We start from the raw sequence: 25,491 nt of genomic DNA, 5'->3' as shown, positions 1-25,491 counted from the left end.
TTCCAATATAAACTGATTATCGACGGATTATTTGTGTTTTTTACACGGTGTGAGTTATGAATGCTGCGGATTTAAAGGTGTTGCGCGATCGACTTCTAGATTTGTTGTGCGAGTTTGCCTATCGCGAAGGCGATTTTGTGCTGTCTTCGGGGCAGAAAAGTTCTTATTACATTAACTGCAAACCGGTGACGCTACACGCTGAAGGTGCTTTGGCAACGGGACGTTTGCTGTTGTCGATGCTGTCGTCGGAGGTGCAAGCTGTGGGCGGTTTGACTTTGGGTGCTGACCCGATTGTAACTGCTGTGAGTGTGGTTTCGGCTCTGGAAGGTCGATCGATTCCGGCGCTAATTGTCAGAAAGGAGACGAAGGGACACGGGACAATGGCGTACATTGAGGGCCCACTGTTACCAGAGGGCACGAATGTGGCGGTTTTAGAGGATGTGGTGACGACGGGTAAGTCGGCGATGCAGGCAGTGGAAAGGTTGCGGGGAGCGGGTTATAAAGTCGATCGCGTGTTGTCGCTAATTGACAGAGAGCAAGGTGGAGGGGAATTATATCGCGAGGCGGGATTGGATTTTCAAGCCATTTTTACCATTCAGGATCTTAAGGAATGGATTAGTAGCAAGAAATAGCAGTTTGTGCGATTCCCTTCGTTACCACGTAGAACTTGGTAACGGAGATATTTTCGCTCTGCCTCATGTTAACAATAGTGCAAGATATCAATCTTAACCAGCGAGTTTAAGGCTATGAAAACCATCCGTTTTATTGACTTATTCTCAGGAATAGGCGGCATGAGATTAGCCTTTGAATCCGCCGCTCGTTCCTTGAATCTGGAAACAGAATGCGTATTAAGCAGCGAAATCAATCCCGACGCTCAATTAATTTACCAGAAAAACTTTGCCGACAAACCTTTAGGCGACATCCGATTAATTGACAAACTGCCTGAACATGAAATTTTATTAGCGGGATTTCCTTGTCAGTCTTTCTCCTATGCTGGCAAAAAAGAGGGCTTTGGAGACACCAGAGGCACCCTATTTTTTGAGATTGCCAGGTTAATTGATACCTTTAAACCTCAAGCATTTATTTTCGAGAACGTGCGGGGGCTTGTCAGCCACGACGGCGGCAGAACCCTCGAAACTATTAAGGGCGAAATCAAAAGCCGAGGTTACAGCTTCGATTATTTTTTGCTCAACAGCTCTAACTTTAGTTTACCTCAGAACCGCGTCCGAGTTTACCTAGTAGGAATTTTCAATGCTTCGCCCCAATTTGGCTTAATTTCTGACTTAGGCCCAAAAGATTCGCATTCCTCTAGTCATCAACAGCTATCGTTATTTTCCCCGTTAAGTAAACCTGTCACAGTTGCAGATATTTTGGAAGACAATCCAGATCCAAAATATGATTGTTCGCCAGAATTTGTTAATGCCTTGAAACAAATAGTTAACAATGATTTCAGCCGACTGCACGGTAGGCGGCTAATTGACTATCGCGGTGGCAATTCGATTCATTCTTGGGAACTGGGTTTGCGAGGCGAGTGCAGTTTAGACGAAATTGAATTAATGAATCTTTTTATCTTGAAAAGGCGCAATAAAGAATTTGGATCTGACCAAGATGGCAAGTTATTAACTAAAGAGCAAATAGCTACTTTTTTTGCTCATCCCAATCTCGATGAAATTCTCGATTCCTTGGTAACAAAAAAGTACCTGCAACGCAACAACAATCAATACAAACCTGTATCAGGTAACTTTTCCTTTGAAGTCTATAAATTTCTCGATCCGCAGAAAATCTCTGTAACAATAGTTGCCAGTGATGCTAATAGATTAGGAGTTTACTATCATAACCGAGTCCGCAGGATTACTCCCCGCGAAGCAGCACGGTTACAAGGTTTTTCAGATAGTTTCATGCTGCATCCTAATGATGATAAAGCTTATCATCAACTGGGTAATAGTGTAAGTATTAATGTAGTTAAAGCTGTTGCTCTCGAAGTTATCCAGAATGTTTTGTGCTCTACCAAACAAAAAGTTAGCACCTGGTGAATTGGGAAGGGTGAGCCGAGTATTTCCGCCCACCCTAGCAACTAGCTTTGCGCTACAGGTTCCTTAGCCAAAAACTTCTCTAATTCCGCCAAAGCATCGGCATCAACCTTAGATCGCTGTTTTATTGGGTGGGATTAGAAACTATGCCCGCTCTAATTTTCTTATCAAAATCAGCTCAGGTACTTGCAGGACAAGGGAAAATAAAGTTTTCGGTGCTAAACAAGCGGCAGCTTTCAGGTTCAGAATCTCTACCAATCGGCAGATTTTAGCAGAGCGAAATTATAACCTGAGTGAGATATTAACTAGAGAAGATTGTTTTAATATGTTAGACGACGACGCAAGGAGAAGCAGTAATGATTTTACCTGCATCTATTAAAGAGAAATGGAAACTACTGGCAACAGCCTTTATTTTTCCTCTGACACTAATTGGTGTTGGGATTCAGCAACAACCGCTTCAAGCACAACAAAGTCCATCTAAGACTAATGTTGCTGCTTTGCCAGATGGTATTTACCTGTACGGAGATTCGCCACAGCCCAACCAAGTTCTTCAAAACTATATTGTGTTTCAACGCCAGGACGATCGGGTGGTTGGTGCAATCTACGCGCCGCGATCGGACTTTGCGTGCTTCACTGGTAAAATTCAGGGAAATACACTGTCCGGGAAGGCAATCTCAGCCGGAAAAATTCAAACACTTGAAATCAATACTCAGCTAACAAATCTGCATCCTATTCGCAAAATTAGCTCAAACGATCGCCGCATTCTTTCAACATGCCAACAGACAGCGCAAGTTAACATACCCAGGTAAATCTTTTACTTAGCTCAAAGGGTGCATTAGGCTAGGCGGTGCGTTACACTGCCTTAACGCAGCCTACGAATTGAAAATTTCTCGTTACCAGGCTCTACCTGGTGATGAATATCTAGAGGCTCTGCGTCGATTGAAAAATCGTACAAAATATGAGTTTTTAGCGCAGGCTTAATGGCTATGAAAAAAATTAGATTTATTGACTTATTCTCAGGAATAGGCGGCATGAGATTAGCGTTTGAGGCCGCCACTCGTTCCTTGAATCTGGAAACGGAATGCGTATTAAGCAGCGAAATCAATCGCGACGCTCAGTTAGTTTACCAGTACATGGTAGGCGGCTAATTGACTATCGCAGTGGCAACTCTCTTCATTCTTGCGAACTGGGTTGGCGAGGCGAGTTCAGTTTAGACGAAATTAAGTTGATGAAGAGTTTTATATTGAAAAGGTGAAATAAAGAATTTGGGCATGATCCAGATGGCAACCTATTAACTAAAGAGCAAATAGCTACTTTTTTTGCTCATCCCAATCTTGATAAAATTCTGGATTCCTTGGCAACGAAAAAGTACCTGCAAGGGAACATCGCAATTCTCCTTTTGGGAAACTGCTTTTAATATAACCTTAAGTAACGTGCGCCATCAGAACCCTACTTTTGAGCGGGCAGGATGCCCGCCCCACAAGAAACGAAACAGCTTTAGGATTAAGTAAATTGCGCCATCAGCACCCTACGAATTAATCCAATTAGCTTTGGGCTACAGGTTCCTTAGCCAAAAACTTCTCTAATTCTGTCAAAGCATCGGCATCAACCTTAGTCTGCATCGGACAGAACTTAGGCCCGCACATTGAACAGAATTCAGCAGTTTTGTAGATGTCCGCAGGCAAAGTTTCGTCGTGATATTCCTTTGCCCGTTCTGGATCTAATGACAGCTCAAATTGACGGTTCCAATCGAAATTGTAACGCGCTTTCGAGAGTTCATCATCGCGATCGCGCGCACCCGGACGACCCCGTGCAATATCTGCAGCGTGAGCCGCGATTTTGTAAGCAATCAGCCCGTTTCGGACATCCTCAGCATTCGGCAATCCTAAGTGTTCCTTCGGTGTCACGTAACACAGCATTGCAGTACCGTACCAACCAGCCATCGCGGCCCCAATTGCTGAGGTAATGTGGTCGTATCCAGGCGCAATATCTGTCACCAACGGCCCCAAAACATAGAAAGGTGCTTCCGAACACTCCTCCATTTGTTTCTTGACATTAAACTCGATTTGATCCATTGGAACGTGGCCGGGCCCTTCCACCATTACCTGCACATCATGTTCCCAAGCTTTGCGAGTTAATTGTCCCAAAGTTTTGAGTTCAGCTAATTGAGCCTCATCCGACGCATCGTGAGTGCAACCGGGGCGCAAAGAATCTCCCAAACTAAACGAAACATCGTATTTTTTGAAGATTTCAATGATGTCGTTAAAGTGAGTGTAGAGAGGATTTTGTTTGTGGTGATGCAGCATCCACCGCGCCAAAATGCCGCCGCCGCGAGAGACGATTCCAGTTAGTCTATTTTTCACCAACGGCAAATGCTCGATCAGAATTCCGGCGTGAATTGTTTGGTAATCAACACCTTGTTGAGCGTGTTTGTCAATGATGTGAAGAAAGTCATTGGGCGTCAGACTTTCCATATTACCATGAACGCTTTCTAGTGCTTGGTAAATTGGTACAGTACCGATCGGCACCGGTGAAGCTTTGATAATTGTAGTGCGAATTTCATCCAAATTACCGCCGCCAGTGGACAAGTCCATCACGGTATCAGCGCCGTATTTCACTGCTAATTTAAGCTTGTCAACTTCTTCTTCCATATTGGAAGAGTTGGGAGATGCACCGATGTTAGCATTGACTTTGCATTTAGATGCAATGCCGATCGCCATTGGCTCCAAATTCGTGTGATTGATGTTAGCGGGAATAATCATCCGTCCCCGTGCTACTTCGGCGCGGATCAGTTCTGCTGGGAGATTTTCTCGCTTAGCAACAAAGTCCATTTCCTCAGTGATGACACCTTGACGGGCGTAGTGCATTTGAGATACATTGCTCTGCCCGCTACGCTTAGCGATCCATTCGGTACGCATATTTAATTTCCTTGATAAACAGCTTCCCTCCGCTGGTATTACCCAGACTCAGGTTCTAAGGGTGTTTTCTCAGCCCGGATATTCGGGCACCCCTAGCTAAGCTGTTGATTGTATCACCGATTTATGGGCACGGTGGCAGCAAGTAAGGAAATCTTAATATTGAGAGATAGATGAGGGGAGCGATCACACTTTCCCGACTTCTGATATTTCTGCTGTGAAAAAAGTGCGATTGTACCCCATTTAACAATCTAAAAACAATCACACGTCATCAGGATTAATCCCCATTTCGCGCAATTTTGCTGCTAGGCGATCGGCGCGTTGTTTTTCTTCCTCCGCGCGAAGGTGTTCTTCTCCAGCGCGAAGGCGTTCTTCTCGGGCACGTTCCTCCCCAATTAACAGCAAATTCCCTTCACTATCCCACCAACGCAACCAAGGTAAATTCATCTCATCATATTCACCTTGCCAAATTCCCAACTCAACTCCAAGCTGAGGAATCGGATAGCGACCGCGCTCATTTACACTCATGCGCTGATAGCGATTGTCTTCTAAATGATACATTTCTACAGCCGCTTTTTTCACTTCATAAATGCCGTAGTAAGGCACGTGAATCGCCTGTTCGTAAACCCAAAATTTGCCCACCTTTTGTTCTTCGGCTTGACCGGGTTCGGGCGGCGGCGTTCTGTCTCGCTCTTCTGAACCGTTCCCCGACACAAATTCCAGTACAATCAGCGGTGCAACGTATTCTTTCCACAATACATAAGAACGTCGCACCTCACCATTTAATAGTGGGGGAACATTCGGCACATAAAACCAATCGGGCGCTTCGGCACCGCGTTCGAGAGGGTCAGTTAAACGCCAATAAATCCCACAATCTTGACCGATACGATAGCGTCCGTCAGGATGAATTTGCTGCAATACTGGTCGGAGTGAATCAGTCAGGATAATGCTTTGAGGAAGTTCTTGAAAGTTTTTCACAAAAGTACCGTCCGACTCTGGTAATTCAGTGTGGTCTGGGAGATGCGTGACTTCCAATTCAAATGGTTTGGCAATAGTCATAAAACTTGCGCTGATTTGAGGAATTAAACTTATTATAGTAGAAGGAAGAAGGAAGAAGCGAAATTTGGCGAATTACAAGCCCCCGGTAAATCAGTTAAATTTAATCATCAAAAAGTCAGCCTAACCCAATATAAAATCAACGCTCACTTCTAAATCGGGAAAAGCCAGCGGTGCAACTTGTTGACCGCGCCAAAACTTGAGCATTAAACTATAACCGTTCGGGCCTGGCTGACGGTAAACTTCCAAACAATTTTCAACTAAATCTACCAGCCAAACTTCCTGAATTAGCGATCGCGCGTAAATGGATACTTTCACATCTCTGTCATAATCAACCGTACTATCTGAAACCTCCACTAGCAGCAAAACTTCAGACGGTACTGGATGGGCTGTGGCGTAGTAGTCAGCGCGAGGTTGCAGCAATACAACATCCGGTTGAGGTTCAGTGCGCTCAGTCAACTGGATAGGGTCTTGGACACCCAGAGTCGCCCGATCTTCTGGAATGAGGCTGAAGCGCCTGGTGAGACGCTTAACAGAACTTGCGTGACGAGTACCAATTGCAGCCATTTTAACAATCTCTCCTTCTATTAGTTCTACCCGATCGCCCTCTGAGAGAATACCCGCCTCAGTCATCAAATGATATTCTTTTACTGTAAATAACCGTTTTTGAAGCTGAACAGACATATAACTATTCTCCTTGTTTACAGCTCACCTAAATTTACCATAAAAAAAACCGCCCCAAACAGAGCGGCAAAAAGAGGAGCATTTTCAATGACAAACTTTAGACAAAAAGCATTTAAATGCCCGCTATCAATTCGGCTTAAAGACTCGTCAATAACTGTAGGGGTGGTTCATCGCCAACTATTAATCCAGTTAAATTTGATGGTTGTTGCCAAAGTTCCTCTCGATATACAGCCAACATATTCTCTTCTCTTACCAACTTAAAAGTAAGGTGCGCTTGCCGATTACCTGACACCTATGAATTTTGAACAACGGAATTCGGCTTAACTTCAGTCTCTTTTTCCCCGGATTCATTTCCGTGTGTATCCTGTTTTAATTCCGATATAATTGCGCCTCGATCGCGCCAAGCTTCAGCATTGTCAGGTTTGATGGCAATAGCTCGATCGTAAGCTGCCATTGCTTCCTCATAACGCTTTAATTCTGACAAAGCTGTGCCCAAGTGATGCCAAGCATCGTAGGAGTCTGGCTTAATAGCAATCGCTTTCTCATAAGCTGCGATCGCTTCTTCATTGCGCTCTAATTTGGCCAATGATTCGCCTTTGCCAAACCAAGCTTCGTAACACTCGGAATTAAGGGTAATTGCTGATTCGTAAGAGGCAATTGCTGCTTCATGCTGCGACAGTTTGTCGAAAGCTACGCCTCGGTTGTGCCACACTTCAAAATCCTCCGGTTTAAGGGCGATTGCTTTGTCGTAGGATTCGATCGATTCTTGATATCGCTGCATTTTTCCGAGCACAGCAGCTCTATTGTACCAAACTTCGTATTTGTCGGGCCGGATGCCGATCGCCCGATCGTAAGAATCAATAGCATCGCTGTAACGGAGAAGTCTCCACAGCATATTGCCTCGATTGTACCAAGTTTCGCATCTGTTCGGATTGAGTTCAAGAGCGCGATCGTAAGAATCGACTGCTGCTGCGTACTGCTGTATTTTGCCCAGCATCGCGCCTCGGTTGTGCCAAATTTCGCTGTCGGTTGCTTTGATAGCGAGGGCGCGATCGTAACTGGCGATCGCTTCTTCGTAATGCTGCAATTGACCCAACAAAGCCGCTATACTGTGCCAACAACCGTATTTTCGAGATTCGCTCGAACTTGCTCGCTCGTAACAGGCGATCGCCTCTTCGTACCTGTGCAGTTTGCCTAGTAAATGCGCTTTATTATACCACAATTCGTAGTTATCCGGTTTAATCGATATTGCTTGGTCATAACAGGCGAGTGCTTCTTCCGAGCGCTGCAATCTTATTAACACATTTCCGCGCCAATACCAAGCCTCATCCAAATTATTATTAGCTAAAATAGCTTTTTCCAAGCAAACTAATGCCTCATCATAATTGCCTTGAAAATAAAGCCCTTCGGCTTGCTTGACATAATCGTCAGCAATCAAATTTTCGTTGCTAGCAGGTGCAGATTGCGAATTTTGGGAATTGTTTAAGGCCGATTGAGGCGCGATTTTGAGAGCTTCTTTGGCAACAACTGCGGGAACTTGGGCAATTTCTTGAACAATTTGAGATTTTTTCTCGTCAACTTCTCTCAGCAAAACTTGCAGGTGCATGATAAATTGAGATTTGAGAGTCTCAATTTGCTCCACGGAAGATTTGGAAAGTTCAGTTTCTCTAGTTAAAAAATCAATGGATTGTTTAGCTGCACCCATTTGCGCTTCTAATTCATCCCTCAACTTTTGATTCAGTTGGCTAGAATTTCTTAGTTCTGATTCCAATACACCAATGCCTTGCAATCGTTTATTGGCATCAGCAACCAACTGTTTGATTATCAGCCGTCGCATCATCCAAAAAAATGCAATTGTCACCGGTGGAAATACCGTACCAAGAATTAGCAAAATATTGAGCAGGGTTATGGTACTGTTAAAACCATATCCAGATTCAGCACTGCCACTAGACGGAGAGATAAAAGCGAAAACCTCGCGAACTTGAGGATTGCTTTCAGCCCCGGTTTCGATTAATTTAGCCAGCCAGGTTTCTTGTAAAGATTTTGTTAGTTCATCGCCGGATGCAGCAGGAGTATTCGCCTTGGTTTTTGCAGCAGCAGATAAATCGGGTTGAGCGGCCGCTACCAGCAAACCTGTCGGCGATTTTACAGCAATTCGCGGGGAAAATTGTTCGTGGGCGATCATCTCAGGCTCGCTAATCGGCTCAGCCCGACGGGATGTGGTATTATTTGGGGAAAATTGTTCGTGGGCGATCGTCTCAGGCTCACTAATTGACTCAGCCCGACGCGATTCAGTATTATTTACGGCATCAACAAAGTTGCTAGCTTGCGGTGTCTGAGGAGAAATAGGAGGTGCAGCAGGATTGGTGCTAGTATTAGCAGTTAAATTCTGGGATGCGAGGGCGGCCAGAGTCAAGAGAGCTAGATTAGAGACGCGCATAAACGTCAACTCATTTAGGAGAAATTGGTGCTTGGTTGTCAGCGATCGGGCGATCGACCTCATACTCTCAGCAGTTAGAATAGCTGACATGAGGAATGCTGACTTACTATCTCCAAAATACGCGCGCAGCTTGACTTTTCAGGAAAAGTGCCAATAATTCTGGCTGTGGAACTTTTGTCCAAAAATATATTCTCGCGCCTAATCCGGTTGAATAACCCTCGAAATCATCGGGGCGGGTTTACCAATCTGCACAATTAGCCCAATATCCCTGTGAACCCGCCCCAACAGACCCAATTTTTAGCTTTAAACCCTAGCTACAATTGCTTCTGGCTGCTGACGTTCAGCCGCCACTTCCTCTAAATCAGCGCCGTAAATTTCACAGCTATTATTCGGACTTTCAATCAGCTTAATCTTGTGCAACTGGGCGCCCAATTCCCGAACGGGCGATCGCAATAATTGCCCGATCCGAACAGCAATATTTTCCGCAGTCGGCACAACCTTCTCAAAATAAGCAATATCCTTATTTAAAAAAGTGTGATCGAACGGTTCAACAACATAATCGTCAACGGCTTTTTGTAAAGCTCCTAAATCAGCAATCATGCCAGTCCGCCCATCAATTTCCCCTTTAACAGTCACCTCTAAATGATAGTTGTGACCGTGACCGTTGGGACGAGCACATTTGCCGTAAATTTCCGAGTTTTCTTCAAAGCTCAAATCCGGACGAGCCAACCGATGGGCGGCGCTAAAATGAGTAGACAAAGTTAAATAAGCTTCCATTCCGTTTCCTAAATATTCAGCCCAAAGTTCGGGATGTTCAAACAATTGAATTTTGGTCACAGGCAAATGAGGGGCTAGCCGCAGCCAAATTTGCCGTGCTATGTTTTCGGTAGTTGGCAGAGTCTGCTCAAATTCCGGCCACGCTTCGTTGAGAAAGGAAAAATCGAGATCCTTGATAACTTCCCGCTTGATGACGTGCTTGACATCAGACAGGTTGAGCACCATGCCGTACTCGTCGAGTTTTCCTATCATGGAAACGTAAAGGACGTAATTGTGCCCGTGTCCAGGTGCGCGGGCAGTTGGGCCAAACCGCTCAAAGTTCTCGGCTTCGCTTAACTCCGGCAGCCAGTACCGGTGACTCGCCGAAAACTGTGCCCGACGATTGATGATGCACTGCATAAAAGTCAAGTAGGGTAAGCTTGTTAAGTTCTGTAAAGGACTCGCTTCTTAAGGATAAACTAATTTTTGCTGGAATTTTTCGATTATTTGAGGGTGCTGTAAATGAATTTCTACCAATTTTCGCAATATTGGCAACACGTCGCTGTTCGATCGAGCCGCCGGGCCCATTTTACGCCACAACACAGATATCCGGCAGAAAATACCGCTACAAAACAGTTTCTCGCCATCAGTTGCTAACCCATCATTTACGAGCCTTTGAGAGAGTGGGTGAAGCTGAGCTATTGCGTTCGCGAAGCGTTCCCGGAGGGTAGGGAATTGACCTTTTTTGCAACACAGGACACTCCACAGTTCGAGTTTTTCGCCTAAGCTCTGCAATAGTTAGCCGTTAGCCGTTCAGTTGCCCTCAAAACTAATCACCCATTACCCATTACCAAATATTAATGAATAGGATTACTGCACGAGCCGATCACTTTTTTGAAAATTGGTCGGGTGCGATGACAACCCCCCTCTTCTATATCGGGGACGCTCATCTGTCCATCAGTGCGATCGTTAAACTGATAATTTTAGCTATATTTGCCTTGATTATAGCTAAGATTATTAGTGAAGGAATCAAGCGCAGCGTGCTAGTTCGGATGGGATTGGATCGCGGCAGTCGAGAAGCGATTTCCACCATCATTAGCTATATTTTAGCAACTCTTGGCTGTATATTCGTTCTGCAAAGTGCCGGGATCAACCTCACTTCTCTCACCGTCTTGGCTGGGGTTGTCGGCATTGGTTTTGGCTTCGGCTTGCAAAATCTCGCCAGCAACTTTATCAGCGGTCTTACCCTGCTATTTGAACACCACATTAGAGTCGGAGACTTTATTGAAATAGACAAGTTATTAGGAACAGTAGAAACCATTTCGATCCGCTCTACAATTATTAAAACAATTGACGGTCTATTTGTAATTATACCAAACATTAAGTTTGTCGAAACTAATATTATTAACTGGAGTTACAAAGACCCCAGATGCCGCATCCACATCCCCGTCGGTGTTGCTTACGGATCAGACCCAGTAATAGTTACGGAAGCGCTGTTAATTGCGGCGCGGATGGAACCAAATGTCTTGTCCCATCCTTCTCCTAAAGTATGGTTTTGCGGTTTTGGAGATAACGCTTTAAATTTTGAACTTTTAGTTTGGATCGACCAGCCACAGGAAAGCGATGCTATTAAAAGTGCAGTTAATTTTTTAATAGATTACGAATTGCGCCACCGAAATATCGAAATTCCATTTCCACAGCGCGATTTGTGGCTGCGAAACCCGCAAGAGTTAACTAAACTTTTTCACCCTAACAAAGACGATAATTCCAACGGCAAACTTTTTCCACATAATGCCAAACATTCAGCCGAGTTGAAATCTAATTCCACCGTTTCTGAACCTAAAAATTCAGGTTCTAAATCCCCTAATAATTGGACGCTGCGAGATTTGTTGCGGCGAGTAACTTATTTTGAACAGTGTACGGATTTAGAACTGCGACAGTTAATTGAATACGGCTACCGACAACTGTTTCCAGCGGGACAGATTATATGTAAAGAAAATGACCCTGGAGATTCTTTTTATATTATTCTTTCGGGTGCTGTAGAAGTTCTTTCTCAAAAAGCTGGTCAGTATATTGCTACGCTTCATGAGGGCGAGTTTTTTGGGGAAATATCTTTGCTGTTGGGTACTCCGAGAACGGCGACTGTTAAAACTAGCGAAGATGCAATTTTGTTTGTGGTGGAACGTCACGATTTGCAAAAACTTTTAAGAGAACAACCCAATTTAGCCGATCAGATTGCTCAAAAATTGTCGGAACGCCAGCAAGCTTTGAGAGATTTGGGATTGTTAGATGGCGACTCTCTGGGACAAACTCCTTTTATTAAAATTCGCAAGCGCATTCAAGTTCTTTTTGGAATTTGAAAGAAGGAAGAAGGAAGAGAGAAGAGGGAACAATCTGCTTTTTTAACTTTTAATTTTTAATTCATCCTGCGCTTCCCGCCGCAGTCTAGCGGCAATTCTAAACAGTTCTTGACCGGTGTGCAAGTGGCGATCGTCATAATTGAGGGTAAATAAATACAATTCTTCTATGCCGTCTCCGACTTGATTGATACAGTAGTAGAGATGGGCCGCCACTCCGGCTATATTAGATGGATTGGGCATTGATGTAAGAAAGTTATGAGCTTTTTTGAGAAACTCGCGGCTGGTTTCGATATAAAGTTGAAACTTTTCTATCAGTTCGTCATCAAACGGATCAGCGGACAATTCGTCTATTTCTTTTTTAAGTGGCTTCAAGATGCTGTTTAGCATTCTATTGACTGGTTTGTATACTTTAATCAGCCACTGTTCCATTAGTTCATCCGCGTCCCGTGCTGTTTGTGTTTGCTGACGGCTGACGTTTGGTGCGGCTGGTGATTGCTGTTGGCTTGGCTGGGAAAATTGGCTATCGTAAGATTGTCTGTGCTGGGGGTCTCCTAATATTTCATAGGCTGCATTGAGGCGGACAATCTCTTCGTGACCCGCTGTGTCGCTGCGGCTGTCTGGATGAAATAATTTGACTAAACGGCGGTATGCTTGTTTAATCTCGGCTTGTGTTGCGGTTGGGCTAATTTTTAGGGTTTTGTAGTGATTGATAACGGAAGACACGCTGTTATTTCCTTGAAATCTGGATAATCTGCGAAAAAGTGCTTGACAAAAATATCATTTTTTGCTATTTATTTAGGTATTTATCTGATATAAATGCCAAAAAATGTAAGTTGAAAACCTCACTTTTCAACTTATCATAAATCTATTTTAGAAAAACATTGATGCTTTTGAAGTGGCAAGCCGATCGACATTAGGGACTCTGATAGCCCTCCTCCCAGCAATTTTTAGCTCCTTCCTTCCCGACAGCGCTTACCGGCCACTTCGCTAACGCGCCGAAAGCAGTTCGTTCAAAAAAAAGCCCCTTGAAAAATTCAGCCTTGATCGCGATCGATGCAGCTACAATCTATCGCCATTCTTTCACCTACTAAAAAGCCAAGCAGAGCGTATAGTCTACGCCCTGCTCTCTATTTCTGCGACTTGGCCGGAGGCTAGCCTAGTTGAGGGCCATCGCCAGATTGAGTTCTGGATCTTGGAACAAGGGAGTGCTGAGATAGCGTTCGCCGAAGCTAGGCTGAATCATCACAATCAATTTCCCTGCATTTTCGGGACGCTTGCCGACTTTCACCGCTGCACATAGTGCCGCACCGCTGGAAATACCGGACAAAAGTCCTTCTTCTCTTGCCAAGCGACGGCCATAGGCGATCGCCTCGTCATCCGTAACAACTATAATTTCGTCGATCGAATCCACATTCAGTACCGGCGGCACAAAACCAGCACCGATACCTTGAATTTTGTGAGGCCCAGGCTTTCCGCCCGACAGTATCTGACTATTGGCCGGCTCAACGGCGATCGCCTTAAACTCGGGTTTCCGCGACTTAATCACCTCTGCCACACCCGTAATCGTACCGCCAGTGCCGACTCCCGAAATCAGGAAATCCACTTCGCCGTCTGTATCTTCCCAAATTTCCTCAGCCGTTGTCGAACGGTGAACCTGCGGGTTCGCTGGATTCCGAAACTGCTGCAACATATACGCATTGGGGGTTTTGTCCACAATCTCTTGAGCGCGGCGAATGCAGCCGCTCATGCCCTCAATTCCGGGAGTCAGTTCTAGTTGGGCCCCGTAAGCTCGCAGCATTGATCGGCGTTCCGTACTCATCGTATCCGGCATCGTCAAAATCAATTGGTAGCCCTTAGCCGCCGCCACCATTGCTAAAGCAATTCCGGTATTGCCAGAAGTCGGTTCCACTAAAACCGTTTTGCCTGGACTAATCAGCCCTTCGGTCTCTGCTTGACTGACCATATTGACACCGATGCGATCTTTCACCGATGCTGCCGGATTCATGCCTTCGAGTTTTACCACAATCCGAGCCACGCAGCCTTCAGCTTGGGGAATGCGGTTGAGTTGCACCAGGGGCGTCCGCCCTACCAATTCTGTAATGTCGCCAGCAATACGCATAATCTTTGTCAGTTTGTGGTTGAAAGTAAATGTTAATTCCTAGTTGGCAATATTAACTAGATGTAATACATGATATCGAGCTGCCGTCTGCCATTGCGCTTTTCGCAAAGATCCTGTAGCGTATATTTTTGCAAAACTGAGTTGGCAATTGATCGAGCTTCTTGCCAAACTTCCCAAATCACAGCACTTTCTACAGTTTGAGCGGGCGAGTCTTTTTCAGAGCGATCAAACTCTGAGCCTTCGAGACAGTTGATAATTTCTAGGAGTGTAATTTTCCAGGGTTCCCTCGCCAAGATATAACCTCCCTTAGCTCCTCGCTGGCTGCGAATCAGCCCGCAGCGTCTCATCGTAGCCAGCAACTGCTCTAAATATCGATCGGGAATATTTTGCTGAGCCGCTATCTGGCGAATTTGCAGAGGCTCGCCTTCATCGTAGCAATCGGCAAGCTCCAGCAAAGCTAAGATTGCGTATTCGCTTTTACAGGAGAGTTCTACCATAATTGCTTCCAATACCAGAATTATCAACTCCGAAGTCAGATGTTAAAATTCTTCTCAATGTTGAGTTCCCAATTCTAACTCCTAACTTTACCTTTTATTATACCCCGGTTTTCCACTGAACTTAATCGACTTTCATCACTTCATCCTTGGAACGATCGGCAATCTGAACCCAACAAACCCAGTTTCTCGTTTCGACTCCCTCCCCTTCCACCACAGCCTGATCTCAAGAAATTGGTTGTCTGCCTTTATGACTGATAATTTTTAATTTTTAATATATTCTTGACACCCCCTTCGTCCCGCAAACAAAAAAGCCCTGCGCTAGGCAGGGCTAAACTTGGCCTTTAGAGTGGCCAGCAGAGAGGGTATAACCTCCCTGCCTCCTCTAACCCGCTCTTAGAAAGTGAAAGTAGTTCTCAGAGTACCAATGATGATGTCATCATTACGGTCATCTTGATTAGGATTTGTCACCCAAATCACGCCCGGAGTAACAGAAATGTTGTCCGAGAGCTGAAACTTGTAGAACCCTTCAACGTGATACGAATCATCGTTGCGGAAGCTCCGCAAACTGCTTGCAGCTTCAAGTTTATCCAAGTAAGGCTCACGACCTACCACGATCCCTAGCAAGTTGCCTTCTTTCCCTAAATCGGGCAAAGCCAAGGTAACAGCGTAGTTCCAGATTCTCGCATCGCCGATGCCGAGAATGCGGGCATTGGTTAAACCAGCCCAGCCGCCAAGGATAAACCTCGGGCTCAGCCGCAACGAAGCCTGAGCACCGTAGGAGTTGGTGACAACTTTGCGAGCATTGAAGCCGTCAAAGCCTTCGCTCAAACCGTTGAGAGAATTAGCCACGCCGGTACCTGTGAAACCGCCGAGACTGCCTGGCCCATTCGATAAACCATTGTCAAACCCAAAGTTACCTCTGCTAAAGTAACCGTGGTTGTAGTTGAAAGCAACTTGCAAGTTGCGCCCTGGGGTAAAAGTCAACTGACCCATCGCCGTGTAGTCGCCGTTCGTCAAGCCTGCACCCCTAGCCGGACTGGCTGCATTTGACGCCAAATAGCCAAAGGACAAAGAAGTTGGGCCGAACACTCCGCCCAGCAAGCCCCTGCCACCGAAGGCATAGTCAAAGCCGATACCTGCGCCACCGCCCAAGCGATAAATCGGGTTCCGCTGTCCAAAGGTGCTCAATGACCCGTTACCGCCGTCAAAGTCTTCAAAGTAAGGGTTGACAGTCGGCAGAATGTCGTCCCAGACGACAGCGTTTGCTGCAAGGGTAACGTTCAGTCGCTGACCCACGGGGAACTTATATAGCAAGGTGTCTAGAGCAACAACGTTGTCGGTTCTGCCGACTACGTTCCAAGTTTGAGTGCCTTCGCTGGTAGCCCCAAGGTTGAATCTTTGACCGTTGCCGACTTGAAGCCTGGTCAGCAGCAAGTCTCTGCCGGTGAAGCTCGTATTTAAATTGAGACGCACCCGCTGTTGGAAGACAGTTTCGTTATTGTTGCTGCCGATTCTTTCGCCGTCTCTGCCAAAAACGCTAACGTCGCTACTAAAGTCGTCGCTGAGAGCGAAAATAGCTTCCCCAGTCAGCTTGGTAGTGGTGGAGAATTGGTTGGCTTCGAGTTCGGATGTCCGAGCTTCCAGAGCATCGACTCGACCGCGCAGGGTTGCCAGTTCCGCTGCAAATTCTTCTTGGAGCCGTTGGAGGGCTGCCAAGTCATCTCTCGTAGCGAAGTTGCCCGTGCCGCCTCTAATTAGCTCGCTCACCTTGTCTAAGCAAGCATTTAAACCGGCTGCAAATTCGTAGCGAGTCATTGCCCGGTTGCCACGGAAGGTGCCGTCAGGATAACCAGCAATACAGCCGTAGCGCTCGACTAGGGATTGCAATGCTTGGAAGGCCCAGTCTGTAGGCCGCACGTCGGAAAGTTGGGAAACAGAGGTGACTTGACCTTGAGTTTCGCCGCCGGCAGCACCTTCGCTGCTGTACTGGTTGAGCTGTTCTAATGTGGCGGCTGGGTTTTGCTCTTGTGGTGTTGCAGTTTGAGCTAAAGATTCAGCCGGTTGTGGCAAACTTTGTTCGATCGACTCTGCCACTGCCGGGGCTGGAGTTTCTAATTGAACTGCACCGATTTGCTCTGGGATAGCGGTAGCTGCCGGGGCTGGAATTTCTAGTTGGGCGGCAGCGGCCGAATTTTCTACTGGTTGAGCAACTGTTGGCTCAACTGCAGCTAAAGGTTCACTTGTAGGTTGTGATGCCGCTTGGGGCACTGCCTCAGCAGGGGCTGTGTTGGCTCCGACGATCACACTTTCAGTTGCAGCCGTGGCCAAATCTGCCATCGCTGCCGGAGTTTCGCTGCCAGCGACTTGGGAAATTTCTTCTACTGGCTCGGAGGCGGCAGTTGTTTCGGAAACAGCAGCTAAAGCATTTAGTTTCGCTTCTGAGGTTTCAGCGGTTTCAGCTTTGGCTGCAGTTGTTTCGGAAACAGCAGCTAAAGCATTTAGTTTCGCTTCTAAGGTTTCAGCGGTTTCAGCTTTGGCTGCAGCGGGGTTGAGCGCATCAGCAGCCTGCTGAGCGTCTGCTGCCATCGCGCTCGAAGAAACTACTAGGGTAGCTCCTAAGACTGCTGGGCTGATTAATAGGTAACTCCACAAAAATTTCGACATATTCACTCTCATCCTCACACCGATTACAGAGAAACTTTTCTAGTCTTCTATGTGGTCAGTTGTTGCTCAACTAGCATACTCTAAAAAAAGACCAAAAATTCACTTTTTCTTTGGATTCTTTCGGGCTGACCGAGTTTATAGATGTGACTGAGGGCTGCGGAGAGCCTGTTTTTTAACCTGTACTCAACCGCGTCAAAACCAGACCAGACTTGGGCTGTCGATTGATTTGACGGATGACACAAGATAGCGCCCGATCGCCTTATTTACTTTTTAGCACAGCACGCCCGACTCGTCTAGGCTGATTCGACTTTAACATCCAAGTTGTGTCCGAGGACGCTAAAGACTCGGCGATGATCGAACAATTCTAACAAATCAGCGTTGATTTTGTTGTGAGCTGCTTCTTGCCGCAAAATTTTCATCGCTGCATCTGTTTGCAGAGCTCGTTTGTAGGGTCGATCGCCTGCTGTCAGGGCGTCGTAAATATCGGCGATCGTCATCAATTGCGCTTGAATGGGAATTTCTGACTTTTTTAAACCTCGCGGATAGCCTGTGCCGTCGAGCTTTTCGTGATGTCCGTAGGCAATTTCTGGAACATTTTTTAAATCCTTTGTCCAATTAATTTGCTTGAGGAAGTCATAAGTGTGAGTTACATGAGATTCTATCTCCGCTCGTTCTTCCGGCGTCAGGTTGCCCCTCGACACCATCAATTGCAATATCTCGTCTGGGTTCAGCAGGGGTTTCTTTGCCCCATCTATATCTCTGTAAGTTTGTCGAGAAATCTCTCGCAGTTGAGCTAGGGGTTCGGCTGCCAAAATGTGAGGCTCGTTTGCCTCTAGCAGCACTTCCCAGTATTCTGCTAATCTGGTTTTCGCCTCTGCTAGCTTAGTGTCTAGCTGTTCGATTTCCTGGCATTGAGCGCACTCTGGCTCCTGGATCTGGTGTTTTCGGTAGGCTGAATGCTCCAGCAAGTATTTGTATTTAGACTGGAGGCATTCCATTTCCATCGTCCGTTGAGCTAAGCCAAAGCGGTGGCGAATGATTTCTAGCTGTGCAGGGTAGAGCTTTTTCTGTTTGGTCAAAACTGCTTCGGGAACTCCAATTTTGCCAAAATCGTGCAGCAGGGCGGCGTAGCGAAGTTCTTGAATTTGGCGGTTGTTAAAGTAAATAGAGCGAAGTCCTCCGCTGCTGACGGTGTTTACTTCTTCTGAAAGGCGTACTGTCAGGGCTGCTACTCGTTCTGAATGGCCGTAGGTACAGGGGTCTCTGGCTTCTATGACTTGCACCGAGGCTTTGACGAAGCCCTCGAACAAATTTTCTATGCTGTCTTGGAGTTGATTGCGCTCGATCGAGATTGCTGCTTGAGAAGCGAGAGATCGAACTATCCTTTCTTCCCACTCTGAATACTGCTGCGTCGATTCCCAGGCATTGTCTGCTGTCAGCACCGTATCTACCTTTGTTTTGCGGTTGATCAGTTGCAGTACACCTATTGTCTCCCCCTGTCGGTTTTGCATCGGCAGTACCATTACCGAGCAAGTGCGGTAATTAATATCCCTGTCAAAACTGGTATCTAGCCTGTAGGGTACGCCAGGGGGTAAGTCGTAGGCATCAGACAGGTTCAAACTTTGACCTGTAATTGCAACGTATCCCGCCAAGCTTTTGTCTGTCAGTGGCAGGGCAAACTCCTTAAACGACAGGCTGGGTTTAGAAGCGTTTTGCGCTACCTTGAACAGCAGCTTAGGTGTTTCGTCGCTGTGATCTACTAAGTAAACACTGCCAGCATCGCTGTAGGTAATTTCTCTACTTTTGGATAAAATTAAGTTTAACAAGTCGCCCAAATCTTGGGCGCTCGACAGAGCCGCGCCAATATCTAAAAGCTTTTCTATCAGATCGGTTTTTTCTGCAGCAGACTCGTTCTTGAACTCTGGCTTTTCAAATACGATCATGGTCGGATGATGGGGAATAGCCTTTTATACATTGAACGTTTGGGCTCTCGACTTTTTAGCACCCGATTCTAACCCCAAGTCGATTTTTTATTTGCGAGCTTTTCTCTAGCGGGGAGTCTTGTTGGGCCAGCGGGCACTCTTTTAATCTAGCGTAGAAATTTCTTGGGCTAGCGCAAAGTCTTTCTCAGTTAACCCTCCGGCATCGTGGGTTGTCAAGTTAACTGTAACTTTGTTGTAGGAGATTTCTATGTCGGGGTGATGTGCTGCGGCTTCTGAGGGGGCTACCAACTTATTCACAAAGGCGATCGCTTCGATAAAATCTTTAAATAAACGGGTACACCGCAGTTGTTTACCTTCAACCGTCCAGCCTGACAATTGACTGGCGCGCTCTTGAATTTGAGTATTGTTAATTAGCTCAGCCATAATTTTTTTTCTTTGGGATTAGGAATGGCACATTAACTGCCAACGTGTAGAAACCCTGACCAAAAACTATCCGCTCTCACCCATAGCATTTAGTCTCAAGTTTTAATACTCAAGATTTAACACTATTTGAGGTGAGAGCGGTCTAGCGGGTCTTCAGATTAGAACCTGACTGCCGGGAGAATCCCTAGCTAAGCCTGGTTCCCCGTGGAAGTCGTTTCCCGTTGGAGACGACGGCTGACTGCTAGTGAGCGGCCCCGGCGCACAGCCGGTAGTTTCCAATCTGATGACCCATGCGTTTACTACTTTCTATCATGGGCATCACCTCCAGGTTTAGCTAAATGGCTTAATATTGGAACGCACATCACCTAAATACAAGATTTAAGGTGATGATTGGTGCGCTAGCCATTGCCAGCGTTACCAGAAGAACTTGCGTTCTGAGTATCATTCTAGTATTCACAATTATTAGAATAACACAAGGAATTAGAAGTGGGGGATGCAAATTGAGATTTTTGTAAGATGAGGGCAAATTACTGCTGCTGCAAGGTCTTTGATCGATCTCTACAGCAATCGGGCGATCGAAGTTTCAGCCATTTGCGGATATGTTCTCCAAAATCCGCGCTGTGTGGCTATCAGGTTCATTGCAACTCTGGCGGCTGGGAAAGGCAGATCGATTTCTTGCCAGATAGGAGAGTTCACGAGATATAAAGACACAAGTTTTTCTAGCTACAGGCAGAGTTGGTTTTTGTACAAAATCAACTTTTTTTAGGGCGCTAATTCGCTCAACTCCTGGAAACAAAAAGCTCCTGCCTGGTGGCGGGAGCTTTTTAAGCATTAAGGGTAAAGCCTAAACTGCTTTATCTTACCCTTTTAAAATGTTGGAAATTTTGATGTTTCGCGCTAATTACAGAGCGTTACCGCGAGGCAGAACTTCTTCAGGGAAGATGAAGTTTTCGTGGGGTTGGTCTGTCGGAGCCATCCAAGCACGAATGCCTTCGTTAAGCAGAATGTTCTTAGTGTAGAACGTTTCAAACTCAGGATCTTCAGCAGCGCGTAATTCTTGTGATACGAAGTCATAGGCGCGCAGGTTTAATGCTAAACCGACGATGCCAATGGAGCTCATCCACAAGCCTGTGACGGGTACGAACAGCATGAAGAAGTGCAACCAGCGCTTGTTGGAGAAGGCAATTCCGAAGATTTGCGACCAAAAACGGTTGGCTGTCACCATCGAGTAGGTTTCTTCAGATTGAGTTGGGTTGAAGGCGCGGAAGGTGTTTGCGCCTTCGCCGTCTTCAAACAAGGTGTTTTCTACGGTTGCACCATGGATGGCGCACAACAGCGCGCCGCCCAAGATGCCTGCAACGCCCATCATGTGGAAGGGGTTGAGCGTCCAGTTGTGGAAGCCTTGCAGGAATAACAGGAAGCGGAAAATTGCTGCGACGCCGAAACTGGGGGCGAAGAACCAGCCTGATTGACCCAAGGGGTAAAGCAGGAACACCGACACAAACACGGCGATGGGGCCGGTGAATGCTAGGGCGTTGTAGGGACGGATGCCTACCAAACGGGCGATTTCAATCTGACGCAGGCAAAAGCCGATCAGTGCGAAGGCACCGTGCAGGGCTACGAATGTCCACAGCCCACCGAGTTGGAACCAGCGGGTGAAGTCCCACTGTGCTTCGGGGCCCCACAGGAACAGCAGGGAGTGTCCGAGGCTGTTGGCTGGGGTGGAGACTGCTACGGTGAGGAAGTTGGCTCCTTCGAGGTAGGAGCTTGCCAAACCGTGGGTGTACCAGGATGTGACGAAGGTGGTGCCTGTTAACCAGCCACCGATGGCTAGGTAGGCGCAGGGGAATAGCAGGATGCCAGACCAGCCTACGAAGACGAAGCGATCGCGTTTGAGCCAGTCGTCGAGTACATCAAATATGCCTCTTTCGGTCTGGGCGCGTCCGACTGCGATTGTCATTACGCAAATCTCCAAATGGATATAATTACAGCGGATCTTTCTCTAGTCATTAGTCTCCAACCGTTGCCTCTGCTTAGCAGAAAACAAGTTGGATTATGAACAGAGTTTACTTTTCTTTACCGTATTGACGATTATAGAGGTAATTCTTTACAAGAGCAAGTTTTTCTGAAAAAACTTTCGGCTCTTGACTTTTGACCGAAAGCATCCAGGATACAAGCCCCCGGATTCATCCGTCCAGAAATAAAAAACCTGTATCCGATGAAAATTGCCCCCCGAATTTATCCGTGGGGTCAAGGGCTCAATCTAAAATCTAAAATCTAAAATCTAAAATCGATTGACTTGTGCGAACTCCCCGAAGCCCTCGAAGTCCCCGAAGTCTTTGCCCTGCTTTTGGGGACTTCTACTATATAGGAGTCTCTGCGCTTTGGGTCAGAAGCCCCGTGGCTTGGTAGATGTATCGCCCTCAACCTCTGATTTTTCTAAGAAACTGGGTTTCCGTGGGTAAGTCCTATATATATACTGAGGATAGAGCTCCAAACTTAGGTTTTTAAGACTATATGTTCAGCATTGACATCATTGTGAAAAATACGCCCGTCTCGCTGTCGGTGCAGCGGAAGTTGGAGGAGGACGCTGAGACTGTTTACCAGCAGGTACTGGCGGCGATTCGCAACTCCCAACCGCAAATTTTGGAACTCACCTGCGAGAAAAATCCTGAGAAAAAGGTGGCTGTACTCAGCAGCGAGATTTCTGGGGTGGTGGTTTCTCAGAAATCGGGGGCGTCATCTACAGGCAGATCCCCTGGCTTTGTCTCGATGACAGCAGAATGAGGGCTGGGGGTGTTGGTGCCGATATGAGCCAGTCAGCCGTTGCTGTGCGGGATTTGGGTTTTTGCTGGCCGTCGGGCGATCGAGTGTTGCAAGGTTGCTCTCTGGATGTACCCAAGGGCGAGTTTTGGATGCTTTTGGGCACTAACGGCAGTGGCAAATCTACGCTGCTGAGGCTGATGGCTGGGCTGCTGCACCCCCAGTCGGGGGAAATTGACCTGGGCGGGCGAGTGGGTTTTGTGTTCCAAAACCCCGACCACCAATTGGTGATGCCGACGGTGGGTGCGGATGTGGCTTTTGGCTTGGTGGAGGAAAAGCTTTCTAACGTTCAGGTGCGGGAGAGGGTGGCGGAGGCTTTGGAGGCTGTGAATTTGCTGGATTTGCAGCGGCGGCCGATTTATGCTTTGAGTGGGGGCCAGAAGCAGCGAATTGCCCTGGCTGGGGCGATCGCCCGTCACTGCGAAATTTTGCTGTTGGATGAACCGACGGCTTTGTTAGATCCTGATTCTCAGTTGGATTTGGTGGCGGCGGTGCAGCGGTTGGTGAAAAATCGCGGGATTACGGCTTTGTGGGTGACTCACCGTTTGGATGAGTTGAATTATTGTGATGGGGCTTTTTTGTTGGAAAAGGGCCAAGTTGTCGATCGGGGAGATCCGGCGCGTTTGAAGCAGCGGTTGATGCAAAGTCAAGATGTTTAGCTGTCAAGCAATTTGAGAATTAAGTCATTCTGCAAGGGAAATCGCTCTGCAAGTCAAACGAAGTCTGCCTCCGCCGACTAAGAAATAAATAGGGTATTTAACCAGATTTTGGCTCCAGCCCAAATTAATCTCGCAATCCTCGATCGCGCAACCAAGCATCTGCCCAAATTGTATCTGCCTCTGACAGCGGTGGTATGACTTCCCAGTTGCGATAATCTATCTTGAGGTCGTAACTTGCTATGTCGTAAATTTGAGTGAATAATTCCTGCAAATTGATTATAGGTTCGGTATCGCCCGATCGCAGCGGCAGAGGAAAGGCAGGCAGCGGGTTCTGCACGTTAAAAGCGTACAAATCTGCTCTGGGACGGCGATTTCCCCGACACACCAAAACGCTATAGTGGCTTTCAATGTCATTGCCAATAACTGGCATTTTTTGACCGCGCCGCAATAAATCTATTTCAATTAAATGAGTGCGACTGGATAAAATTTCTTCTCGCTTTTCTTCGTACATTTGTCGTCCTTTTCCTGTGCGCTTATTGCTAGGCGAGAGGATTTCAATCAGGGTGATTAGTTCTTGGTTTCCTCTTTCTCTAATTTCTAAATAGCCTTCCCGAACCTGGTAGGGCATGGGAATGTTTACTGTCAAGGGTTGTGTTGGTGGCGCTGCAACGGCTACGTTTGATGTGATTAATTCGGTTGTAGTTGTTGGCTGAATTACGTTTACATCAGGAATGCCAATTGATAAATTGTCGTCAGCGGTTTCATACATTCTCACTTCTACAGACACTAAATACTTAGGACGTAATTGCGGAGATAATAATCTGGCAATTTCAATAATTAGCCAGTGGTGTAGGGCAGGCCAGAGTTCAGGATGCTCTAAATACGGGTCCATACCGGGAAAGGGAGATGGCATTGATGTGACTCCTTGACTCAAATCTATTTCTAGTTTAGTTGAATATTTGTGGAAGAGGCATCTTGCCTGTTTCTTGGGCGGGCAAGATGCCCACGCCACAACATATTTTAATGTTTGTGGAACCGGCATCTTACCTGTTGTTCACACTTTTCAACGCTTAAACTTCGATCGACAATTGCATCGGAATTGGAACGCTGTTTTCATTTAAGACAGACAGCGCATTCACGAAAACAATTGTATGCGGGACTGCGGGCATTAAGCGGCGCAGCGCATTTAGGTAAGATTCGGCATCGGGGCGGCGGGCGAAACGGGTGACTGTTAACCGCTGACAGTTGGGGATGTGGCGAATTATGCACCAAGGTTGAAGTCGATCGCGATAAGTCGGTTGTTTTGGTATCATAGGAAAATCCTTCCCACTTTTGTGGGTGGTGAATGAAAGGCGATCGCTCTAGATTTCTCAGGTCAGGGGGCGATCGCTGTTAACTATCTTTATTAAAAGATATGAGCATAGCTGCTGTCAAGCATAAATGGGATTAATTCGATTGCGAGTTCGAGAACTCGCTGAGGAGAAGGGTTGGACGCTCAAAGAAGTGTCTGACAGAACGGGAATTCCCTACAGCACGGTTAAAAAATACGCCCAAGCTCCTAAACTGGCAACGGTAGACTACACGGCTTTGCAGAAACTTGCTGCTGTCTTCGATTTGATGATCGAAGATTTGGTTGAGGTTTTGGAACGGTAAACTGATTTTTCAGCGGAAAGATGGGGTTAATTCGGTTGCGAGTTCGAGAACTAGCCCAAGAGAAAGGTTGGACTTTGAAAGAAGTTTCTGAGCGATCGGGCATTCCTTACAGTACCGTTAGAAGTTATGCCCATTCTCCCAAGCTGGCAACTGTAGACTATACGGCTTTGAACAAAATGGCTCGTGTGTTTGATATTGCGATCGAAGATTTAGTTGAGATTTTGGAAGAGTAGGCTGATTGATCGTTGGGAATATGGGACGAATTAGACTGCGAGTTCGAGAATTTGCTCAAGAGAAGGGTTGGACTCTCAGGGAAGTCTCCAACAGAACGGGTATTACATACACTACGATCGCCACCTATGCTAATTCTCCAGGTATGGCAACTGTAGACTACACAGCTTTGGACAAGATGGCTCGTGCTTTTGAGATTGCGATCGAGGATTTAGTTGAGATTTTGGAACAATAAAGA

Annotated in this window: 26 protein-coding genes and 1 riboswitch; of the genes, 10 read left to right on the top strand and 16 right to left on the bottom strand. The window is 46.5% G+C overall.

Going from position 1 to position 25,491, the window contains the following annotated elements:
• Nucleotides 1-56: 56 nt before the first annotated feature.
• The 4 genes from pyrE (at nt 57) to QUB44_RS07875 (ending at nt 3,178) form a co-directional block, all read left to right on the top strand.
• Nucleotides 57-632 carry an orotate phosphoribosyltransferase gene (gene pyrE / locus QUB44_RS07890; RefSeq protein ID WP_333365123.1) on the top strand — a complete coding sequence of 192 codons (576 nt, stop codon included), beginning with the start codon at nt 57-59 and terminating at the stop codon, nt 630-632.
• 114 nt (nt 633-746) lie between these two features.
• Entirely contained in the window at nt 747-2,033 is a 1,287-nt protein-coding gene (gene dcm, locus QUB44_RS07885) for a DNA (cytosine-5-)-methyltransferase (RefSeq protein ID WP_333365120.1), read from the top strand.
• Between the two features lie 353 nt (nt 2,034-2,386).
• A complete protein-coding gene (locus QUB44_RS07880) occupies nt 2,387-2,839 on the top strand; it encodes a hypothetical protein (RefSeq protein ID WP_333365117.1) in 453 nt (150 codons plus the stop codon).
• A gap of 177 nt (nt 2,840-3,016) precedes the next feature.
• Complete coding sequence (locus QUB44_RS07875) at nt 3,017-3,178, top strand: DNA cytosine methyltransferase (RefSeq protein ID WP_333365114.1); 162 nt, start codon at nt 3,017-3,019, stop codon at nt 3,176-3,178.
• 396 nt (nt 3,179-3,574) lie between these two features.
• Here the strand turns inward: QUB44_RS07875 and thiC are convergent, their stop codons facing one another.
• The 6 genes from thiC to QUB44_RS07845 form a co-directional block, all read right to left on the bottom strand.
• Nucleotides 3,575-4,948 (bottom strand): phosphomethylpyrimidine synthase ThiC, encoded by a 1,374-nt coding sequence (gene thiC, locus QUB44_RS07870; RefSeq protein WP_333253766.1) that lies wholly within the window; start codon nt 4,946-4,948, stop codon nt 3,575-3,577.
• A gap of 7 nt (nt 4,949-4,955) precedes the next feature.
• Nucleotides 4,956-5,052: riboswitch (TPP riboswitch) on the bottom strand.
• 154 nt (nt 5,053-5,206) lie between these two features.
• Nucleotides 5,207-6,004: a Uma2 family endonuclease gene (locus tag QUB44_RS07865; protein ID WP_333365109.1), complete on the bottom strand. Its 798-nt coding sequence runs from the start codon at nt 6,002-6,004 to the stop codon at nt 5,207-5,209.
• Nucleotides 6,005-6,124: 120 nt separating this feature from the next.
• Nucleotides 6,125-6,685: a Uma2 family endonuclease gene (locus QUB44_RS07860; protein WP_333294796.1), complete on the bottom strand. Its 561-nt coding sequence runs from the start codon at nt 6,683-6,685 to the stop codon at nt 6,125-6,127.
• Nucleotides 6,686-6,977: 292 nt separating this feature from the next.
• Complete coding sequence (locus tag QUB44_RS07855; RefSeq protein ID WP_333365105.1) at nt 6,978-9,215, bottom strand: tetratricopeptide repeat protein; 2,238 nt, start codon at nt 9,213-9,215, stop codon at nt 6,978-6,980.
• A gap of 213 nt (nt 9,216-9,428) precedes the next feature.
• Nucleotides 9,429-10,301 (bottom strand): 6-carboxytetrahydropterin synthase, encoded by an 873-nt coding sequence (locus QUB44_RS07850; RefSeq protein WP_333365102.1) that lies wholly within the window; start codon nt 10,299-10,301, stop codon nt 9,429-9,431.
• A gap of 48 nt (nt 10,302-10,349) precedes the next feature.
• Nucleotides 10,350-10,484, bottom strand: a complete 135-nt coding sequence (locus tag QUB44_RS07845) for a hypothetical protein (protein WP_333365099.1) — start codon at nt 10,482-10,484, stop codon at nt 10,350-10,352.
• 257 nt (nt 10,485-10,741) lie between these two features.
• Here QUB44_RS07845 and QUB44_RS07840 point away from each other — a divergent pair, with 257 nt between their 5' ends.
• Entirely contained in the window at nt 10,742-12,241 is a 1,500-nt protein-coding gene (locus QUB44_RS07840) for a cyclic nucleotide-binding domain-containing protein (RefSeq protein ID WP_333365096.1), read from the top strand.
• Between the two features lie 42 nt (nt 12,242-12,283).
• Here QUB44_RS07840 and QUB44_RS07835 read toward each other — a convergent pair whose 3' ends face one another.
• From QUB44_RS07835 to psbD, 8 genes are all read right to left on the bottom strand, one after another.
• The gene (locus QUB44_RS07835; protein ID WP_333365093.1) at nt 12,284-12,964 is read right to left on the bottom strand and encodes a J domain-containing protein; all 681 of its coding nucleotides are present in this window, start codon (nt 12,962-12,964) and stop codon (nt 12,284-12,286) included.
• Between the two features lie 433 nt (nt 12,965-13,397).
• On the bottom strand, nt 13,398-14,360 hold the full coding sequence (gene cysK, locus QUB44_RS07830) for a cysteine synthase A (protein ID WP_333365090.1): 963 nt from the start codon (nt 14,358-14,360) through the stop codon (nt 13,398-13,400).
• Nucleotides 14,361-14,416: 56 nt separating this feature from the next.
• Nucleotides 14,417-14,857 (bottom strand): RrF2 family transcriptional regulator, encoded by a 441-nt coding sequence (locus QUB44_RS07825; protein ID WP_015176708.1) that lies wholly within the window; start codon nt 14,855-14,857, stop codon nt 14,417-14,419.
• A 393-nt stretch (nt 14,858-15,250) separates the two neighbouring features.
• The gene (locus QUB44_RS07820; RefSeq protein WP_333365086.1) at nt 15,251-17,521 is read right to left on the bottom strand and encodes an iron uptake porin; all 2,271 of its coding nucleotides are present in this window, start codon (nt 17,519-17,521) and stop codon (nt 15,251-15,253) included.
• Nucleotides 17,522-17,814: 293 nt separating this feature from the next.
• Entirely contained in the window at nt 17,815-19,464 is a 1,650-nt protein-coding gene (locus QUB44_RS07815; protein ID WP_333365083.1) for an HD domain-containing phosphohydrolase, read from the bottom strand.
• 141 nt (nt 19,465-19,605) lie between these two features.
• Nucleotides 19,606-19,887 (bottom strand): 4a-hydroxytetrahydrobiopterin dehydratase, encoded by a 282-nt coding sequence (locus tag QUB44_RS07810; RefSeq protein WP_333365080.1) that lies wholly within the window; start codon nt 19,885-19,887, stop codon nt 19,606-19,608.
• A 558-nt stretch (nt 19,888-20,445) separates the two neighbouring features.
• Complete coding sequence (locus tag QUB44_RS07805; RefSeq protein ID WP_333160979.1) at nt 20,446-20,598, bottom strand: hypothetical protein; 153 nt, start codon at nt 20,596-20,598, stop codon at nt 20,446-20,448.
• Between the two features lie 190 nt (nt 20,599-20,788).
• A complete protein-coding gene (gene psbD, locus QUB44_RS07800) occupies nt 20,789-21,847 on the bottom strand; it encodes a photosystem II D2 protein (photosystem q(a) protein) (RefSeq protein WP_333040788.1) in 1,059 nt (352 codons plus the stop codon).
• A 557-nt stretch (nt 21,848-22,404) separates the two neighbouring features.
• On the opposite strand from psbD, the gene QUB44_RS07795 reads away from it, so the two are divergent.
• Nucleotides 22,405-22,674 (top strand): hypothetical protein, encoded by a 270-nt coding sequence (locus tag QUB44_RS07795; RefSeq protein ID WP_190663726.1) that lies wholly within the window; start codon nt 22,405-22,407, stop codon nt 22,672-22,674.
• Between the two features lie 23 nt (nt 22,675-22,697).
• On the top strand, nt 22,698-23,369 hold the full coding sequence (locus tag QUB44_RS07790) for an energy-coupling factor ABC transporter ATP-binding protein (RefSeq protein WP_281363590.1): 672 nt from the start codon (nt 22,698-22,700) through the stop codon (nt 23,367-23,369).
• Between the two features lie 124 nt (nt 23,370-23,493).
• Here QUB44_RS07790 and QUB44_RS07785 read toward each other — a convergent pair whose 3' ends face one another.
• Together QUB44_RS07785 and QUB44_RS07780 are read right to left on the bottom strand one after the other, a co-directional pair.
• Nucleotides 23,494-24,282 (bottom strand): DUF4058 family protein, encoded by a 789-nt coding sequence (locus QUB44_RS07785; RefSeq protein WP_333365289.1) that lies wholly within the window; start codon nt 24,280-24,282, stop codon nt 23,494-23,496.
• 157 nt (nt 24,283-24,439) lie between these two features.
• Nucleotides 24,440-24,682: a hypothetical protein gene (locus tag QUB44_RS07780; RefSeq protein ID WP_333365076.1), complete on the bottom strand. Its 243-nt coding sequence runs from the start codon at nt 24,680-24,682 to the stop codon at nt 24,440-24,442.
• Nucleotides 24,683-24,809: 127 nt separating this feature from the next.
• Here QUB44_RS07780 and QUB44_RS07775 point away from each other — a divergent pair, with 127 nt between their 5' ends.
• Genes QUB44_RS07775 through QUB44_RS07765 form a run of 3 tightly spaced genes read left to right on the top strand, consistent with a single transcriptional unit; the run spans nt 24,810 to nt 25,488 of the window.
• Entirely contained in the window at nt 24,810-25,022 is a 213-nt protein-coding gene (locus QUB44_RS07775; protein ID WP_333160987.1) for a helix-turn-helix transcriptional regulator, read from the top strand.
• A gap of 20 nt (nt 25,023-25,042) precedes the next feature.
• Nucleotides 25,043-25,255 (top strand): helix-turn-helix domain-containing protein, encoded by a 213-nt coding sequence (locus QUB44_RS07770; protein ID WP_333102249.1) that lies wholly within the window; start codon nt 25,043-25,045, stop codon nt 25,253-25,255.
• Nucleotides 25,256-25,275: 20 nt separating this feature from the next.
• Nucleotides 25,276-25,488, top strand: coding sequence for a helix-turn-helix transcriptional regulator (locus tag QUB44_RS07765; protein ID WP_333365072.1), 213 nt, complete (start codon nt 25,276-25,278; stop codon nt 25,486-25,488).
• Nucleotides 25,489-25,491 lie beyond the last annotated feature (3 nt).

The sequence above is a fragment of the Microcoleus sp. AT3-D2 genome (assembly GCF_036705715.1).
Taxonomy (GTDB): Bacteria; Cyanobacteriota; Cyanobacteriia; order Cyanobacteriales; family Microcoleaceae; genus Microcoleus.
The sequence above is the reverse complement of the archived record's forward strand: the minus strand, read 5'-3'. Positions and strand labels throughout refer to the sequence as shown.

Bases quoted from the DNA above. Each gene is read 5' to 3' on its own strand.
- QUB44_RS07840 (WP_333365096.1), top strand. From the start codon at position 10,742: ATGAATAGGATTACTGCACGAGCCGATCACTTTTTTGAAAATTGGTCG.
- QUB44_RS07815 (WP_333365083.1), bottom strand. From the start codon at position 19,464: ATGATCGTATTTGAAAAGCCAGAGTTCAAGAACGAGTCTGCTGCAGAA.
- QUB44_RS07770 (WP_333102249.1), top strand. From the start codon at position 25,043: ATGGGGTTAATTCGGTTGCGAGTTCGAGAACTAGCCCAAGAGAAAGGT.
- dcm (WP_333365120.1), top strand. From the start codon at position 747: ATGAAAACCATCCGTTTTATTGACTTATTCTCAGGAATAGGCGGCATG.
- QUB44_RS07825 (WP_015176708.1), bottom strand. From the start codon at position 14,857: ATGGTAGAACTCTCCTGTAAAAGCGAATACGCAATCTTAGCTTTGCTG.
- QUB44_RS07775 (WP_333160987.1), top strand. From the start codon at position 24,810: ATGGGATTAATTCGATTGCGAGTTCGAGAACTCGCTGAGGAGAAGGGT.
- QUB44_RS07850 (WP_333365102.1), bottom strand. From the start codon at position 10,301: ATGCAGTGCATCATCAATCGTCGGGCACAGTTTTCGGCGAGTCACCGG.
- QUB44_RS07795 (WP_190663726.1), top strand. From the start codon at position 22,405: ATGTTCAGCATTGACATCATTGTGAAAAATACGCCCGTCTCGCTGTCG.
- QUB44_RS07875 (WP_333365114.1), top strand. From the start codon at position 3,017: ATGAAAAAAATTAGATTTATTGACTTATTCTCAGGAATAGGCGGCATG.
- QUB44_RS07860 (WP_333294796.1), bottom strand. From the start codon at position 6,685: ATGTCTGTTCAGCTTCAAAAACGGTTATTTACAGTAAAAGAATATCAT.
- cysK (WP_333365090.1), bottom strand. From the start codon at position 14,360: ATGCGTATTGCTGGCGACATTACAGAATTGGTAGGGCGGACGCCCCTG.
- QUB44_RS07865 (WP_333365109.1), bottom strand. From the start codon at position 6,004: ATGACTATTGCCAAACCATTTGAATTGGAAGTCACGCATCTCCCAGAC.
- QUB44_RS07810 (WP_333365080.1), bottom strand. From the start codon at position 19,887: ATGGCTGAGCTAATTAACAATACTCAAATTCAAGAGCGCGCCAGTCAA.
- pyrE (WP_333365123.1), top strand. From the start codon at position 57: ATGAATGCTGCGGATTTAAAGGTGTTGCGCGATCGACTTCTAGATTTG.
- QUB44_RS07855 (WP_333365105.1), bottom strand. From the start codon at position 9,215: ATGTCAGCTATTCTAACTGCTGAGAGTATGAGGTCGATCGCCCGATCG.
- thiC (WP_333253766.1), bottom strand. From the start codon at position 4,948: ATGCGTACCGAATGGATCGCTAAGCGTAGCGGGCAGAGCAATGTATCT.
- QUB44_RS07785 (WP_333365289.1), bottom strand. From the start codon at position 24,282: ATGCCATCTCCCTTTCCCGGTATGGACCCGTATTTAGAGCATCCTGAA.
- QUB44_RS07880 (WP_333365117.1), top strand. From the start codon at position 2,387: ATGATTTTACCTGCATCTATTAAAGAGAAATGGAAACTACTGGCAACA.
- psbD (WP_333040788.1), bottom strand. From the start codon at position 21,847: ATGACAATCGCAGTCGGACGCGCCCAGACCGAAAGAGGCATATTTGAT.
- QUB44_RS07780 (WP_333365076.1), bottom strand. From the start codon at position 24,682: ATGATACCAAAACAACCGACTTATCGCGATCGACTTCAACCTTGGTGC.
- QUB44_RS07790 (WP_281363590.1), top strand. From the start codon at position 22,698: ATGAGCCAGTCAGCCGTTGCTGTGCGGGATTTGGGTTTTTGCTGGCCG.
- QUB44_RS07820 (WP_333365086.1), bottom strand. From the start codon at position 17,521: ATGTCGAAATTTTTGTGGAGTTACCTATTAATCAGCCCAGCAGTCTTA.
- QUB44_RS07765 (WP_333365072.1), top strand. From the start codon at position 25,276: ATGGGACGAATTAGACTGCGAGTTCGAGAATTTGCTCAAGAGAAGGGT.